The organism is Pedobacter sp. Leaf250 (genome assembly GCF_920984735.1).
Classification (GTDB): domain Bacteria; phylum Bacteroidota; class Bacteroidia; order Sphingobacteriales; family Sphingobacteriaceae; genus Pedobacter.
This window is the reverse complement of the sequence record NZ_CAKLBU010000004.1, coordinates 139,774-155,230: the sequence shown is the minus strand read 5'-3', so window position 1 is coordinate 155,230 and position 15,457 is coordinate 139,774. Positions and strand designations below refer to the sequence as shown.

Annotated in this window: 15 protein-coding genes; 3 read left to right on the top strand and 12 right to left on the bottom strand. The window is 33.2% G+C overall.

The genetic code is table 11. From position 1 onward, the window contains the following. The first annotated feature begins 323 nt into the window (after positions 1–323). Entirely contained in the window at positions 324–1,115 is a 792-nt protein-coding gene (locus tag LUA91_RS05135) for a hypothetical protein (RefSeq protein WP_231424955.1), read from the top strand. 257 nt (positions 1,116–1,372) lie between these two features. Here the strand turns inward: LUA91_RS05135 and LUA91_RS05130 are convergent, their stop codons facing one another. The 11 genes from LUA91_RS05130 to LUA91_RS05080 all read right to left on the bottom strand — a co-directional run bounded on the left by LUA91_RS05130 (position 1,373) and on the right by LUA91_RS05080 (position 13,085). Then, on the bottom strand, positions 1,373–2,401 hold the full coding sequence (locus LUA91_RS05130) for a hypothetical protein (protein ID WP_231424954.1): 1,029 nt from the start codon (positions 2,399–2,401) through the stop codon (positions 1,373–1,375). A 391-nt stretch (positions 2,402–2,792) separates the two neighbouring features. Continuing rightward, complete coding sequence (locus tag LUA91_RS05125; RefSeq protein WP_231424953.1) at positions 2,793–3,710, bottom strand: WG repeat-containing protein; 918 nt, start codon at positions 3,708–3,710, stop codon at positions 2,793–2,795. 542 nt (positions 3,711–4,252) lie between these two features. Further along, a complete protein-coding gene (locus LUA91_RS05120) occupies positions 4,253–5,248 on the bottom strand; it encodes a DUF4339 domain-containing protein (RefSeq protein ID WP_231424952.1) in 996 nt (331 codons plus the stop codon). Between the two features lie 157 nt (positions 5,249–5,405). Continuing rightward, a complete protein-coding gene (locus LUA91_RS05115; RefSeq protein WP_231424951.1) occupies positions 5,406–5,861 on the bottom strand; it encodes a hypothetical protein in 456 nt (151 codons plus the stop codon). A 330-nt stretch (positions 5,862–6,191) separates the two neighbouring features. After that, positions 6,192–6,551, bottom strand: coding sequence for a hypothetical protein (locus LUA91_RS05110; protein ID WP_231424950.1), 360 nt, complete (start codon positions 6,549–6,551; stop codon positions 6,192–6,194). A 440-nt stretch (positions 6,552–6,991) separates the two neighbouring features. Beyond that, positions 6,992–7,492: a hypothetical protein gene (locus LUA91_RS05105; RefSeq protein ID WP_231424949.1), complete on the bottom strand. Its 501-nt coding sequence runs from the start codon at positions 7,490–7,492 to the stop codon at positions 6,992–6,994. Positions 7,493–8,004: 512 nt separating this feature from the next. Beyond that, complete coding sequence (locus LUA91_RS05100) at positions 8,005–9,852, bottom strand: hypothetical protein (RefSeq protein WP_231424948.1); 1,848 nt, start codon at positions 9,850–9,852, stop codon at positions 8,005–8,007. Between the two features lie 69 nt (positions 9,853–9,921). Further along, on the bottom strand, positions 9,922–10,356 hold the full coding sequence (locus LUA91_RS05095; RefSeq protein ID WP_231424947.1) for a hypothetical protein: 435 nt from the start codon (positions 10,354–10,356) through the stop codon (positions 9,922–9,924). A gap of 9 nt (positions 10,357–10,365) precedes the next feature. Continuing rightward, positions 10,366–10,848, bottom strand: coding sequence for a hypothetical protein (locus tag LUA91_RS05090; protein ID WP_231424946.1), 483 nt, complete (start codon positions 10,846–10,848; stop codon positions 10,366–10,368). Positions 10,849–10,960: 112 nt separating this feature from the next. Continuing rightward, positions 10,961–11,743 carry a hypothetical protein gene (locus LUA91_RS05085; protein WP_231424945.1) on the bottom strand — a complete coding sequence of 261 codons (783 nt, stop codon included), beginning with the start codon at positions 11,741–11,743 and terminating at the stop codon, positions 10,961–10,963. 142 nt (positions 11,744–11,885) lie between these two features. Continuing rightward, positions 11,886–13,085 carry a site-specific integrase gene (locus LUA91_RS05080; RefSeq protein ID WP_231424944.1) on the bottom strand — a complete coding sequence of 400 codons (1,200 nt, stop codon included), beginning with the start codon at positions 13,083–13,085 and terminating at the stop codon, positions 11,886–11,888. An 87-nt stretch (positions 13,086–13,172) separates the two neighbouring features. Here LUA91_RS05080 and LUA91_RS05075 point away from each other — a divergent pair, with 87 nt between their 5' ends. Together LUA91_RS05075 and LUA91_RS05070 are read left to right on the top strand one after the other, a co-directional pair. Beyond that, positions 13,173–13,577, top strand: a complete 405-nt coding sequence (locus LUA91_RS05075) for an EVE domain-containing protein (RefSeq protein WP_231424943.1) — start codon at positions 13,173–13,175, stop codon at positions 13,575–13,577. A 49-nt stretch (positions 13,578–13,626) separates the two neighbouring features. Then, complete coding sequence (locus tag LUA91_RS05070) at positions 13,627–14,235, top strand: hypothetical protein (protein WP_231424942.1); 609 nt, start codon at positions 13,627–13,629, stop codon at positions 14,233–14,235. Here the strand turns inward: LUA91_RS05070 and LUA91_RS05065 are convergent. Further along, entirely contained in the window at positions 14,225–15,415 is a 1,191-nt protein-coding gene (locus LUA91_RS05065) for a cation:proton antiporter (protein ID WP_231424941.1), read from the bottom strand. The two genes, LUA91_RS05070 and LUA91_RS05065, sit on opposite strands and share 11 nt — an antisense overlap. Positions 15,416–15,457: the final 42 nt, after the last annotated feature.

Genomic DNA, 15,457 nt, shown 5'->3' with positions numbered 1-15,457 from the left:
ACCGCCTGCGAACTGAGAAAATGTGTAAGAATCAGAAGTTGCAAAACAACGAGATTCAATTAAATAAATATCCAAAAATTTGATTAATTCTTTTATTTAAGGGATAGGTTTTAATTTTGGATATTCGATTATCTGTATTGTTCTAAATCTTGTACCCTTTTAAAACAATAGGAACTCTAAGTCTATCTTTATGAGGGCAATTGCAACTGTAAGACGAATAACTAACAATAAGCACTTAAAACTTGCAACTGCTTTATTAACTTGTACATATCCAAATGACAAGTTTAATGATCATTACGTATATTTAGAGAAAATTAACCTCTATGAAGTACTTCTTATCCTTATTTTCCTTGATACTTTTATTAATCTCTTGCAAGCCTGTTGAACTCATTCCTGGAAAAGAGGTTTATCTAGGCAAACCTAAAAAGATTATTATTACAAGTTATTATGGGACTGAAAAGATCGAAGAATCGCCAAGTAAATCTGTTGAGGAATTTGATATTAGAGGAAATTTAATTAAATCAACTTCAGTAGGCAAAAGTATCTCAATTCGAGAGTATCAATATAACGAACAAGATAGGATGGTTAAAATAAGTTTCTTCGTTAATAAAGATTCTTTGATAGGAATAACCAATAAGAGATATAATTCCGAGGGAAACATTGTTAATGAATCAAGATGGTGGCGTGAGAGTAAAGCAAATGACGTCAAGGAGTTTAGCTATTATAATAATGGTAAGCTAAAGCAAGAAATTTCATTTAAACAGGGTAAATTATTTTATAAGTCTTTTCATCACTATCCTAATAGAAACAAGGAAGTGATAACATCATTTGATCCAAATAATACTAAAACAAGCGTTATAACTAAAACAAGACTGTCTCGTAATTTGATTTTAACTTTAGTGCAAGCTGGCAATGGAGATACCACAAGAAGGTATCTTAGTAAATTCGATAAATTTGGAAGAATAATATCCGAGGAAGACTCATATCCCAAAGCGAGAATTAGTTATAGCTCCATTGTTCGATCTCTCGATCATAAAAATAATAGCATTGCTGATACAGTTAGATTAAGTAATGGCTATATTCACATTGATCATAGGGTTATCAATTATTGGTAACATATAGTTAAAACTCTATCATTAAATAGAAGTGATTTAGCATTATAATTTCGATTTGCTCACCGCCTTCGAACTGAGAAAATGTGTGAGAACTGGTAATTGCGCAGCAATGAGGTTCGATCTATATTTAAAACAAATGATCGGTGAAGTATAAAAATGTTACCTTAAATTAAACTGTTATATCTATGAGGCAATTTACAACAATCCGCAGTTTTGTCTCAATAAATTAAGTTAGAGGGTGTATTAATTATCACAAGTTAGTTTAAGTTAGGTAATTTATCTTTTATCGATTGAATGGTGGCATTAAGGGTTAAGATTGTTATATTTTCAGGTATTGCTCCGACATTCATGCCTAATGCGTATGTAGAATAGCTCGAAAACTCTATATTCTTATTAAACCCGCCGCCTCCATCTCCCTTTGTACTAAAACTTCCAAATCCAAATCCACTTCCACCATTCCCTCCAAACGTAGCTTGGCCGTTTAAACTAGATTTACCAGAATTGGAGGCTAAAACAACTTCATAATTTACATTTAAATTAATTTTCGTAGCATCGTTTCTTGATAAGTTCGGTATTTCGTTGATTATTGATTCCAATACTAGTAGCCGCTCCTTTTGGTTTTTAGCATCCTGTATACTATATTTTCCTTGTCCTTTGAATGCCTGATATAGTGGCGAATACATAACTCCACTTAGAATCACGATTGCATTATTTGCAGTTGATGCGCCTGTTGCAGATGTCTTGATAGAGTTTTCTCCAACCCCTCCTGAAACTGCTAGTGCTGCTGACAGATAACCAGAACAATCTAATGAATACAGAAAATGGGGATAAACTCCCTTATTTCTTTCAATGTAATTTATTTCATCAAAGTTTTTTAATGTTGGTGACTCGCTAGCTATCAGACGAATAGATTCCTGTTTAGTCGGCTCTGTAAATGTAAAGCCGTTGGCTAAAACAGCGCTTCCTGCACTATGGTCGAGCAAATAGACATTTTGAGCTAAAACGTTTTTCGAAACTTCCCGAGGTATAAATCCCAACTCTTTAGAATTGATTTGGGAAAGCTTTTTTAATTTTGATTTAAGCTTATCATCGCAATTACAGTCAAATTTATCTGGATTGAATAGAATTGACATTTCAGTTTGAAGATTTACAGGCTTCATCCCAATGTATTGATTCCCAACGTTCTTACTAAATAGTATTACACTGTCGACTGATTTGATGTAGCTGTCAAATCGTTGATAGGCTAATTGGTCTTTTGACTCAAGAGGTGGACTAAATTCTTTCATATTCACACCAGTTATAATTTTAGGGGAACAAGATGAAATTAGAACCAGAAAAATAAGATATATGGTTGTTAATTTAGCATGATGATACATAGGTTTTAGAGTTACGTGAACTTAAATATTCGCTTTAGATACTAGCTATATTTTATAACTAATTACTGCAAACTTATCTCCAAGATATTAACTGTTGCTTTATTTTACAATACTTAGTTTTAAGTATTTTTTAGTGTGTAAACTCACTAGAGATTATTTAGAGATGGTAATTTAGATAGTGCTGAAAAGCGTACCGAAAATGCGTATGAAGCGACGGTCGGTGCAGTAAATTCCGCGGGACGATGCAATGTTATGTTTTATTTAATAAGCACGAGGCAATGGGAACACTATTAAAATCTAATCATATGTCAACTTTAGGTTCTTCAATCACCTGCATTCTTCCATATTTATTTTTTAAGTGCTGAACCACAGATTTGTAGTCTGTATTTGGTTTGATAACGATATTGCCACGCTTATCTATAGCGCCCCAATTATTACCTTCACGTATTATTGCATATCCACCAATAAAGTCTTCGCAATACTGGAACTTAACTGGAATTGCTAAATTTCCATTAGGGTAAATGAAACCATATTTATCTTCTATACGAACTTTAGCAACACGTTCTTTGAAGTCTCCAATGACTTTATATTCGAAGCCTGTAAGTTGCTTGCCTTTTCTATTAAATAATGCTTGGTGCTGCCATTTATCATCTTTCGTTAAAATTAAAAGTTTGTCATTAACCCATTGAAGATAACCGTATTTACAAGGTATTATAGTCTTTCCATCATTAGCAATTAGACCGTATAGCTTCTTTACTGAACGTAGATCGTCCATGGAGTTTTTACTAATTACGCTATCCAAATTCTTTGTTACTGTATACAAACCATTTGTTTTACTGATGTAGCTGTACGCTTTAGGAATAATTACTGTATTATCTTTATGAATTACACCCATTATATACTCACCGAAGTACTTTGATTTATCACCAAACAGGAAATCATCCGTCCCCAAGTTGGCTAAATAATCATGTTGAATTGGAATAATTAACGTATTGTCTTTATCAATTGCTCCAAGCAGTCGACCATTGCTAACGATAGCATATTTGCCACTGAACTTTGTTATATATTTATATTGAGGAACTATTTTAGTTTCTCCAGCCTGATCACGAAATCCCCATAGAGAATCTTGGCGAAACGGCAAAAGCTCTTGAGCATGACAAATTGTTTTTGATATGAATGGTAGGGATAGAATAATTGTAGCTATAATGTACTTTAACATATGAGGCAGTTATAAGCTAAAGATAGAGGTTTAATTAAGAATTGGCGATGTAATATGGTTTTGCTCACCGCCTGCGAATTGAGAAAATGTGTGAGAACTGGTAATTGCGGAGCAATGAGGTTCGATCTATGTTTTAACACAAGCGACTGGCGAGATATTTAATTAAATATCATGACAGTTGTGAAGCATTTTCGATTACGCAGGTGAGCTGAAAAGTGGAATGCGATTAGATTTATCCAGGATGAAGCGAAGCAAAATCCTAGATAAAGATAGAGAAAGCATTCATGAGGCAACCGCTTGCTTAAAAGAAAAACCATGACAGAATGAAATGATGGCGTGTTCGTTTTTCGTGAGCTTAGTCTTGCCGAATACCGATCTTCCTACCTTATTCCACAGACTTTTGCTAAGAACCACTAACAAAAAAGTAAAGCACTGCCCCTTATAAAAATGCAGTACAGAAGTCAAACCACAGAATCAATGACTAGACCGAGCCTTTCCTCGCTTAAGCCACCCTTTGAGGAAAGGTTTGGTTAAGGAATGTTCTACCTAAACATATTGGAAGGATTAATAACAAGAATAGTGGTTGAAATTGATAGACTGGTGATCAAAGCAATTATTATATATTTAATAATTAAGTCATTGTACTTTTCCTCAATTATTTGGACTTTGTAAAATTTTTTTTCTATGTCTATGCTTACTTCATAGGTTGCATTATAAATCATGCTATTACTAAAAGATCCAGAACGTAGGGTCAATGAGTTGGGCAGATTTACAAGTGAATAAAGAGAATTTCTTAAATGTTCAAAATTTTGAAGATAAGCATATTTATAGCTGTCGAAAGAATCCTTGGTTTCTGCCAGCAGATATTCATATGCATGTTGATATGCTCCAGCGGCTGTTGGCTTGCTTAAAAATGGAGAAGTTATTGGTTTGAAAACTAAATTCCCAGAAGATGTAGTTTTCAATTCATAGCCATCATCTTGCCTACTTAATTCCTTAATTGAGAAGCCACCACTTGATAGTCGATACTCATCTTTTGGATTAAGTTCTTTATAGCTAAATTGCTGTAATAAGTCTAATGATGATTGACCTGCTTTATTTCGTTTAATTCTTAATTTCTTCTTTGGTATTAGAATTTTTGTTGAGACAACTTTAGGTTCTGTAAAAGTGGCAGAGGCAACTTTCATTTTTCCATCCATTAGGTTGGCTATCCGTTCATTAAGATTATCCTTATAATATTGTTTATCTATGCTTAATTTATAATAGAAACCTAAAGATGCTACAATAAACGGTAAAAAGTATAAACAAAAGATCTTAAGAGCTTTTATTTGTGATAACTTACTATTCAAATCATGTATCAACTCATTTGGAATCGGGGGAGGAAGTGAAGCTTGTAAATCGGGTACATCTTCAACTGCCTTCCATTGACTCATACCTTCAGTCCAGACTAATGTATCTATGGAAAGACTCTCTCTTTTGATTTCTTCTAAGCTGAGGGGGCCTCTTCTTTCTAATCCAACTAAATAATAATAATTCATAGAGAGCGTGTATTTTTATGCAATATAATTAAGAAAGAACTATTGAGGGAAAAAATGTGCATTTAAATCAGAATGACTTAGCAATAAGATTGTATTTAATTGAATTGTATATGTATACTCTTAGATAAGATTAGAAAAACGTAAACCTCTTTATCTTTCAATCCACTAAATGAAAGTGGGAAGTAATTTGGGATGCGTCAACCCATTCAATTACTTCAAAACTTAAATAGCCAATATGGCCATGATGTGGGTGATCAACACCTATCATAGATTCTGAACTTCCATCAGTTATTATTTTAAGATATCTGTTTGCCAGCCTGTCTTTAATGTAAACTGATATATTTCCTTCTATAAGTTCTGCCCTGTAGTTTTGGTAAATATGATAGCCAACGTTACCAAGATCATTCTCCTCATAAACTGATTTGTAACCCTTAATAGATTTGATTATAACGTTCCAGTTATAGTTAATTACTTCTTGTGACATTTTGTTCAATGCAATCAAGTCATCATGTAAGAAGGTCTTCTTTGAAGGTTTAAAATCTTTCGGCCTGTATTTTTGATAAATGATTAGAATAATAATTAATGCTACTCCTACGAAAAAAGTGTAATTCATTGAGCTGTTCATTTTATTGTAGGGTTATTGTTGAAATTGCCAGTTAGTTACAATGAGTTTTTATTACGTTAGCACCGAGCAATTTTAAGTTTGGTTAGGTTAAATAATGCTATCCAAACATTTATTTTGGATAGCTTATCGAAAGTTATTTGCGTTTGATTATATAATTGATCACTGGAATAGCGATGATAATTATTATAACAATAACCATTGTAAGTGATTGGTCTGACATTTTTCCTCTATTAATTTCGTTTATTAATTATTCTGGCGATATATCCAAATGTTATAACAATTGCAAAAAATCCAATTACGTTTAATATTATATCCATTTTAGTATCGCTTAAAAGTGCCATCAGAATAAGTAACCAATTCTACTCCAACAGAATATTTAGCGGATGGTGGTTGGATACTATAATTCATTGAATGGCCTGATTTAATATTGATTGCCTTTTTTAACCTAACGGTTTTTTCGGCTCTCAAACTTGTCATCAATTGAGTGTCTCCGTTTAACCAAGTAGGAGTAAGTTGGAAGATAATTCCCGTAATTGAACTTTTTGCCCTATTTACTAGCTTTAAATTATAGACAAGATTCATATCACTATCGTATCCTTCAGAGATTTCATGAATCGGATATAATGGGTAATATGCCAATAGAGCTTTTTGACTGTAAGAAGCATAACTTGTTAGCATTATTAGGATGCTTAATAGAATTTTTTTCATCTGTTAGATATTTTCCGATTGCCCCAAATCGTGATTAATTTACAATGAGGTAGGACTTGTCTCAAAGGTCTTATTATTTTTCAATGAAATTTTACGGTTAACCGTAACGTAATCAAGTCCTTATCAATCTGACGTAAACGCAAAAAGCGCAGGACAATAGCCTTGAATCTGTCGAAGAGGCCCTGAGAAGCCCGTACAAACAGATAGACTATGCCCTACGCTTATTGCGCAAGACATTAGTTCTAACTGCTCTTGTTTGTACTTTGAAATTTCTCAGGTTTCTTCTGACAAGAACTTTTAGCTAACGCTTATTCTTAAATATTTTTTACTCTGCTTTTTCTATATGTTTCTTTTTTATCAAAGATAATAAGCAAGATTAAATTAAAGCACATTGCTGTGCCTTAATTTTTTTAAGTAGCTAAATGGTCAACAGTAAATAAGCTAACGAAATCAGTTTCTCCTTCAACTATTCTCCTGTAAAAGAAATTGTGAATGTCCATTGGCATGTAGTTAACTCTCATTGAATATTCAATACTATGTTGCCCTTCTAAAGATTCAGTGATCTTAAAAGCACTCCTCAATAATAAGTTTGTTAATCCGCTACCAAATTTTTCTATTCCACTTTCATCAATGGAAATAAAAATGTAAGACTTACCTTCCTTGCTATTTGACAAGGTAATGTTCCAAAAGAAGCAAATGTATTCCCTAACTAAGTTTGTGTTTTGAGGATCTTTGCAATGTTCAACAGAAACATGAGTTCTGTATTTAGCCAGCTCAAATTTCTTTAATAAATCAGATGCAACATTGGTAATTGCTGTATAAGCTTGTTCGACTAAATCATTGTTCTGCTGAAGATCAGCATTTACTAAAACCAATTTAGTTTTAGTTTCTGTGCGTGTTTTTGTTTTCATTTTCTTGATCTTATGTTTAAATAATGAGTGAATTGCATTGTGATGCTAGGAATTGATTTGGATTCCAGAAAAAAGAGCATAAAAAAACCACGATTTATTGTCGTGGTGTATTGAATTAGGAAGTAACTAAAGATATTTGGTATTAGTCAGGCTATACCGTTATTAGAGTAGATATGAGACTTAAATTTTTGTAGCTTTTCGATTTAACGATTTCACTAGCGGTATAGCTTGACCTTTTCGTTTAATTCTCACTGAATTTCATTTGGAAGTTTTCCCTTGTAAAAAGTAAATCACAAATTCGTTTTACTTCCATCAGAAGGGAGGGGTTGTTTTCTATAGTGGGGGCTTGTGAAAAACACACTTTTAAAAATTTTTTGGAAAATTTTATTTAGAATTTTCTCCTTCACTTTTATTAGGGCACAGTTTTGTTGCAAGTTGAAATAGAACTCAACTTGCAACATCCAAAATTTTGTAGTGCCCCTTTAAATAAGGAATTTTCAATATTTTTGGATTTATTGGAGAAATTTCCTGTAATGTATTTTCCACGTTTTTTGATTTTCACTACCTCCACTTCGTTTGGCACTGAAAAAGACTCGAAGATGTGACGCACATGCCTTTCTACCGATGTTATTAGCTGTGTAAATATCTTTAAGCTTAGTTTTAACATTGCTTTCTTCAAATATATGATGCACAGAAAATGCATCATGAACTTCTTTAAAAAGGATCGGATTGTTAAGTTCATTTTTTCGGTGATATTCTTTTAACGCTTTCTTTAATTTGGAAGTTTCGAAACTTAGTCTTCGCATTTTACGAAATCCTAAAGCATCGTAAAATTCAGCTACTTGAGGGTACTCTTGTCGTAGTATATCTCTACAATCCCCAAATATATAAGAGTGTAAAATTCCATATCTTAAGGGGTTATGGTCTTCGAATAGCTTTGCGACCGCACCCGTTAACGTTATGGCATTATTTATTGACCGTAAATGGTCTAGCTCTCCATCTCCGATATTGTATAAATCATTCTCAACTTCTACTTCGAAGCTTCTCGTCTCCAGATATCCAACATTTAAAAGCTCTGCGCTTCGGTAGTAGCTTTTCACTTTCTGATCTAGAAGGTAATTATCGACCATCGTTAAATTTAGGTGAGAATTTTCGCCAACAAATTTTGTTATATCCATGCCTTCCATAGCTTGGTTACCTGCAACAGTTCCACCCTCTGTTGTTTGGCTGTGGGCAACCGAATCAAACTGTTGATATGCTTCAAATTGTTCGGCAATAAACTGTAGTGCATTTTCAGGTTCCCTATAAGTTAGAAGAGGGTTGAAATTTGAAATATGTATGATTTTATTGGTTCCGTTTCTGAATCTTCCGGCAATTTGTGTGCTATCTGTATAAGGGTCAAGCTTTGAAAATTTGGCTTTGTAAACGTCTGATATCATTATAATATTAGGCTTATAATCTAAATCAATGTCTACAGCATTGAAAAATCTTGATGTTAGGAAGTTAATTTTTGAGAAATTACCAAGATCATGGCTAACATTTTCCAACCCTCTATCTCTAATCATCCTTGCGCTTTTCGGAGCGCAGAACACTTTACTATGTCGCTCAATTCCAGTTGAAATAATCAAATCGTGGATTAACTCTGGAGAGTTTAAAAAAATGAATACCTTCTCATCTCCATTTTCATCAATCAATTTTTGGAGAGTGTCAACAAGTCTATTAGTGTTGATAATGGTAATGCTCTTTTTGTAATCAAATTGGGGTTGCACGTCAAGAATTCTGAAGCCATGTTCTTCAAATCGCGGATCGGATGGAATTATTGGTGTTGCAGAAATTATTGCTTTTTCTTTAAACAAAAAGAAGTCGTTCATTGGAAGCAAAATTTTACCTCGGTAGTCTACATCCTTAATAATTCGATCACATTCATCATAAAGCATAAAAAAATCATTGTAGAGATCAAAAGCTGAATCCATTATAGCAGGCTTAACTTTATCAGCATATGCTTCAGGAGTACATAGAATTTTTTTTGGAAAGGTACTATTACGCAAGTATGCTAGTACGTGCGCCTTCTTAACACCTTTGTGTACTACGAATATGTTCGGGTACTTTTTTGTTATGCCATCTTCTTCTACAGCATTTTTCTTTCCTGTCAAGACAGGAGTATTTGGCTCAATAATGATTGAATTACGCCAATTATATAGTTTGCATTCTCCGTGGGTAGCCCCAAGGCCACATAATTTTTTAAATATGATATAATTACTAGGCGTTCCATTGCGGAATGAAATCGTAGTATTTTCAATATTTCCAGTATCACTTAGATACTGGCCTTGGTATATTTTTAGTATATCTATTGGTAACATATTCTTATCTTTTATGAACTGACGAGACATTTAATCAACCTCGTCAGTATTTGTTCTATTAATTCTCTATTAATTTATTTTATTGATTCCATGATGGTATTTACTCTCACATTTTGTGAAGCTCCACTTTATTTCTTGAGTGTTTGATCCATAAAATGATGTGCTTTTGCTAATCCTGATACTTTTAATCTCGATCTCGAGCAAATGAATATCATTTGATTCAAAAACAAAATCAGTAATAGCGCTTCCACTTTCAATTAATGGGCATAACGCAATTTCTACTTCATCAGTAAAATAACTCATGTTTTTTTCCGGTTTCCATAAAGCGAATCCCGTTTTGGGCAATGATTTAACTTCCATATCTCGATTCAATATCTCTACATAATCTTCAAATGCATATATCATATAATATCCTTTTCTAGGAAAGTTATAAGGAAGTCCAGCTATTCTATTAGATTCGTATAATGAAGCAAAATTTTTTTCTATAATTTCTAAATTCATCATCTTCGTATATTAGTATTCGTTTGAACCATGACTATCATTTGAAAACCTTTGCTCCTCTTGAGCTTCAGCTAAAACATTTAATTCGTATTCCTCCTCATTGAATTCGATCTTAAATTTATTTTTTTTGACCATTTTGTTGATGAAATCTATTGAAGGGTTTATGAGGGGAATGAGTTTCCACCCTATGGAGAAATGACCAAAGTCTGGATACCAAGCTGCATATTTAACTTCAATTTCTCGTAAAGTGATTATGTTAGAATCAAATGTATTACAGCCAATTCTAAATGTTTCAAGTTGGACGTGGAATATCGTTTCTGTATAATTATCATCAACGAAGGCCTTCCAGTTGGCTGTTGCCATTTGTGCAGGTTTGCTGTGGCAAGTGCCCTCATAAACTGAGAGTATTCTGTAAAATCCTTTTCTTGGATCTAGGTCTGTTCTTCCCGGTACTTTTGCTGCCTCGTACTGGGCTAAAATCGTGTTTATAACCATCTTTCTTTATGCATTTTGTTTTTGAATGCATAGCAAAGGTGCTGGGAAATTTGAGGGAGTCAGGCATTAATATAATGTCGAAATAAAATATTTTTATTTCCTTTATCCTCAGTTACTTAAGGTTGTTCCTTAGCATTGTGTTAATGTAGTCCTTAGGCTCTGAGGTAATACTATCTCTATCAACATAATTGAATAATTCCAACACATTGAAAAAGAAATTTGCTTGTGCATCCGTAATAAAAACGTCGGTACTTGAAGTTAGGTTGGTGTATTTAATAAGGTAGGGCTTAAGATGGTAGTAAAACTGGCAATAAAAACCTTTTAAAAGTGTTTTAGGGTTCTTTGGCTTTAAATTAGCTGCTTTTTTTAGTCTTTCAACATCAATGGGCTTATCTGTTTTGAAATCCTCACCAAAAATATCATAATTCAGTTTGTACCCAAAAACATCAAAAGGGGCTTTGCGCTGTTCAATGGCATCATAAATAAGACTACACATCCAATGTGCCATTGACTGACTTTTAATCGTTACTGACCCAGTTACAGGCTTGGCTGTTAATTGGAAATCATGATTTGGTAAAGCCGTCTTGTATGCCAACAGGAATGCAGCTAATTCCTTAGATTTCAATTCATCATTATAATTTTCCCACATTCCATCTATAAATTCAACTAGTCGATCATTAAAAACTATCATGATAAACATAAGTTCATTAAAGTGTTCTCCAATTCCATTATCCTCCGCAATTTTTACAAATCGATCTGCAAGCCCTTGATAATATTCAATGTTATAATGTTCTGACGTGATTTCTACACCTCTATCTCCAAAATTTGCTATTTGGTCTTGCGTCAAAGGGTAATAGTCTTGTAATCTATTATAGTCAGGGTATAGAGTGTCCATTTCAATGTGTTTTGATGCTTTAAATATATTTAAGAAATATCAATTTCACCATTTATGGGACCAACTTTTGAGAATATCCAGAATCTGGTTTGATTCTCTTATATTAAGGGAGCTATTTACGTTTTGGATATTCTCAGAAGAATTAGAATAAATCATTATTTGAAGCTTTTATGATATTCTTAAACAATCTCTCTCTGATATAAAGTGTTGTCACTTGAAGATTGGAATGTCTATTCCTCTGTCTAATCTCCTCATAACTTGCTCCATTCTCAATATCATAGTAGTTTGAAGTGTGTTTTAGTGCATAAAGCTTTAAATGGCTTGATAAATTATACTTCTTTCTAAAGGCACGCCAGTTCTGACCGAAAAATTCACTACAGACTTGGGTTGCAGATGGTTTGTTTCTACTACCAAAAATATAGTGTTCCTGGGGATAATCCGATATCATTTGTTTAACTAACGCGGTAGTGCCATTATCAATTTGAAAAATCGCTTCATTTCCATTTTTCGTTTTTGTACTTGGTATTATTAATAGACTTTTGGTAAAGTTGACATCTTTTATTTGTAGCCGTGTTAATTCTATTGGTCGTATATTGTACTTAAAGAGGAATTGGGTTGCTAACTTTAAACCGAAAAAATGATCATCATGCTGAAGTATTCTTGACACTTCTAATAGTTCATCTTTTTCAAAAACTTTAAATCTACTGGAATCTCTACGAGTATTCTTTCTTGGGACTTTGGAGCAAGGGTTCTCCTTTATAATCCGCATATCAGTCAAGTAATTGAAGAATGTTCCTAGGTCAATAAGATATGTATTATATGTTACTTTTCCCCATGATCTTTCATTAGCCTTAAAATCCAAAAATTCTTTAACATGAATTTTATTAACGTTTTGGATTTTTAAAACTACACCTTGTGTCGATTCTATATATGACTTGTAATGCATCACTAAGATTCTGTTGTTCTTTAATGCACTATAGCCTATTGCCTTATTGGTGTAAGCTTCCTCACGTTTCATAATCCAATAGTCAAGACATTCTATTAAGTTTGATGAGTAATTAATCTGTTTTAGATCTACTCCTTTTGTTACAGGATTCCATCCACTTTTTAAGAGGGCAATGAGTTCACTTACTATTGATTTTGCTGATAAGATAATTTTTTTATAGTTGCCATCTAGTTTTGGAATGTATCGTCGAATTCTCTCAGTTTTATTAGTTTTGGCATTTAAATAGTAGAAATAAATAAAAGGCTTGTTACTGCCAATTAATTCTTTTGGAGTGTTAAGGTAGAATTCAAATTCTCCCCAGACATGAATTAATTGTGACTGCTTTGGTAATCTCATAAGGTTGCGATTTGTCGCTACCATTTGTCGCCAATCCATAATAGATCAGAAAAACAAGCTTTAAATCACTTTAAACGCATAAAACAAATGAATCATTGGTTAGTCAAATCAGAGCCTTTTAAATACAGTTGGGAAAAATTTAATGAAGATGGACGTACATTCTGGGATGGCGTTCGCAATTATCAGGCAAGAAATAATCTAAAAGCTATGAAAGAAGGTGATCTGGTCTTATTTTATCATAGTAATGAAGGTAAAAACGTGGTGGGAATTGCGAAGGTGGTTAAAGAGTTTTATCAAGACCCAACAACTGATGATACCAACTGGGTAGTGGTTGATTTATCGCCGGTTGAAGCCTTAAAGAAACCAGTTACACTTGAGCAAATTAAGGCTGAACCAAGTTTGGTCGATATATCTTTAGTGCGCCAAGGGCGCTTATCAGTAATGCCTCTCAAGGCTGAAGAATTTGATAAAATTTTAGAAATGGGCGGTTAATTTTTTGAAAATATGATAATTGTAGCTTATTTTTATAAAACGAAAAACTATGAGAATTAAGCTTATTTTATTGATTTCCCTGGTCATTAATGCTTTTTTTGTAAAAGCTCAAATCACGAAAAATCCGGAACGGGTTAAGCCTTACATAGCCATAGTAAAAACAAACACCGAAAAATTTAAAGGCTTGTTTTTCAAAATTGATTCTCAAACGGTACTGCTTTATGCTAACGAAAAATATGTGGAGGTAAAAACCTCAGAAATTAAATCTATAAAATTAAGGATTACGAAAGCAAATTATGAGTTGCAAAGTTACATTTTCAAACACATTGGCAAAAATGATCCTAATGAATACAAATATTCCAATCAACGCGGCAAGGCTGTAGACAAATGGGGCAGGGAAGAGCCAACGCCTAATGAAGAACTTGCTGGTGTAATTGGTGGAGCTATATTTGGTACAGCCATGGAAGGTGTTGCAAATGTATTGGCCGGAACGCTACACAATATAAATCCTAGTATCGCCAATTATAAATTTCGTAAAGGATTTGACTTTACTCAAATGGAAACCATAAATTACTATTCTGTTTATTATCAGCAAAATCCAAATACATTGGCCGAACTAAAAAAAATAAAGGCATTATCCGCCAATTTTAAACCGTAGGAATCTCTTCTACCTTCCTTTTACTTAGGGCTATTCCTAAAGTCATTACCAAACTCGATCCCAATACTACCAAAAATAAGAAAGAAGTACCTACTTCAGGAATTTTGAGCGATGCAGGCAAATTGAAGTAAAGCAATATGCTAATCAAACCTCGTGGAGCGATGTATAAAATCGGAGCAATGGAATCCTTTTTAAATATTTTTAGGAAAATTACTCTGATAACATAAATTGAGGCTAGAATAAACAGTCCATTGGCAATAATTGGAAGGTTATTTAACTCGTTCACATTCATGGTAAAACCAAAAATAACGAAGAAAAAAGTTCTCAGAATAAATGCACTTTCTGCTGATAATTGATAAAGTTGGGATAAATCTGCTGAAAGATTTTTGTATAAAAACACACTTCTAAACCATATATTTTGAATGGTATCGGCATTGTTCAAAAACAATCCCGTACTTAAAATTAATACTAGAGATGATAAATGATAAGATTGTCCGATGGCATAAACCAATATCAAAATAGAAATAATTAAGAAGAATTTTATATGGTGGACTAACCTGCCCATAATATACAGCAAGACGATGCAGGCAATTGCAGATAACAGAATAATCAAAAATGTACTTAAGCCTAGCCCAATAAATGCTGATGTGGTAATCGAATGATTTGTGATTGCAAAATTGAAAATGATAATCCCCAATATATCTGAAAATGAAGATTCGTAAACTACAAATTCCTTATCCTTAGCGCCTAATGCTGCGGCAGAAGGAATAGCAATTGCCGAACTAATTACACTAAAAGGTATGGCGTTTGCAATACAGGTATATAGATCCTTGTGCGAAATTTGATAAATAATGACGGTGATGATGGTCGCTGTACCAAGTAAAACCGTGAGTGCCGAGAAAAACGCACTCTTAATAATCTTATTTTTATTTCGATCATATTTGAGTTCCAACGAACCTTCAAAAACAATTAAAATTAATCCAACAGTACCCAGAGTTGGTAATATAGAGAGGAAATTAAAGGTGTGAATATTTAAGCGTTCTACTAAAAAACGGAGTCCGATGCCCAGCAAAAGCAATAGTAAAACCGATGGTATTTTGGTTTTACTTGCTACTAAATCAAACAGATAGGAAAAAATAACCAATCCGCTTAAAATAATAAGTATGGTATATGTCGTCATATTTTGAGCGAATGATAAGTTGCTAAAATAAAACAAACATGT

What these genes read in the sequence shown, in the direction of transcription:
- LUA91_RS05080 (WP_231424944.1), bottom strand. Translation starts at nt 13,085, where the DNA reads ATGAGATTACCAAAGCAGTCACAATTAATTCATGTCTGGGGAGAATTT.
- LUA91_RS05065 (WP_231424941.1), bottom strand. Translation starts at nt 15,415, where the DNA reads ATGACGACATATACCATACTTATTATTTTAAGCGGATTGGTTATTTTT.
- LUA91_RS05115 (WP_231424951.1), bottom strand. Translation starts at nt 5,861, where the DNA reads ATGAATTACACTTTTTTCGTAGGAGTAGCATTAATTATTATTCTAATC.
- LUA91_RS05130 (WP_231424954.1), bottom strand. Translation starts at nt 2,401, where the DNA reads ATGAAAGAATTTAGTCCACCTCTTGAGTCAAAAGACCAATTAGCCTAT.
- LUA91_RS05100 (WP_231424948.1), bottom strand. Translation starts at nt 9,852, where the DNA reads ATGTTACCAATAGATATACTAAAAATATACCAAGGCCAGTATCTAAGT.
- LUA91_RS05110 (WP_231424950.1), bottom strand. Translation starts at nt 6,551, where the DNA reads ATGCTAACAAGTTATGCTTCTTACAGTCAAAAAGCTCTATTGGCATAT.
- LUA91_RS05125 (WP_231424953.1), bottom strand. Translation starts at nt 3,710, where the DNA reads ATGTTAAAGTACATTATAGCTACAATTATTCTATCCCTACCATTCATA.
- LUA91_RS05090 (WP_231424946.1), bottom strand. Translation starts at nt 10,848, where the DNA reads ATGGTTATAAACACGATTTTAGCCCAGTACGAGGCAGCAAAAGTACCG.
- LUA91_RS05105 (WP_231424949.1), bottom strand. Translation starts at nt 7,492, where the DNA reads ATGAAAACAAAAACACGCACAGAAACTAAAACTAAATTGGTTTTAGTA.
- LUA91_RS05135 (WP_231424955.1), top strand. Translation starts at nt 324, where the DNA reads ATGAAGTACTTCTTATCCTTATTTTCCTTGATACTTTTATTAATCTCT.
- LUA91_RS05070 (WP_231424942.1), top strand. Translation starts at nt 13,627, where the DNA reads ATGAGAATTAAGCTTATTTTATTGATTTCCCTGGTCATTAATGCTTTT.
- LUA91_RS05095 (WP_231424947.1), bottom strand. Translation starts at nt 10,356, where the DNA reads ATGATGAATTTAGAAATTATAGAAAAAAATTTTGCTTCATTATACGAA.
- LUA91_RS05085 (WP_231424945.1), bottom strand. Translation starts at nt 11,743, where the DNA reads ATGGACACTCTATACCCTGACTATAATAGATTACAAGACTATTACCCT.
- LUA91_RS05075 (WP_231424943.1), top strand. Translation starts at nt 13,173, where the DNA reads ATGAATCATTGGTTAGTCAAATCAGAGCCTTTTAAATACAGTTGGGAA.
- LUA91_RS05120 (WP_231424952.1), bottom strand. Translation starts at nt 5,248, where the DNA reads ATGAATTATTATTATTTAGTTGGATTAGAAAGAAGAGGCCCCCTCAGC.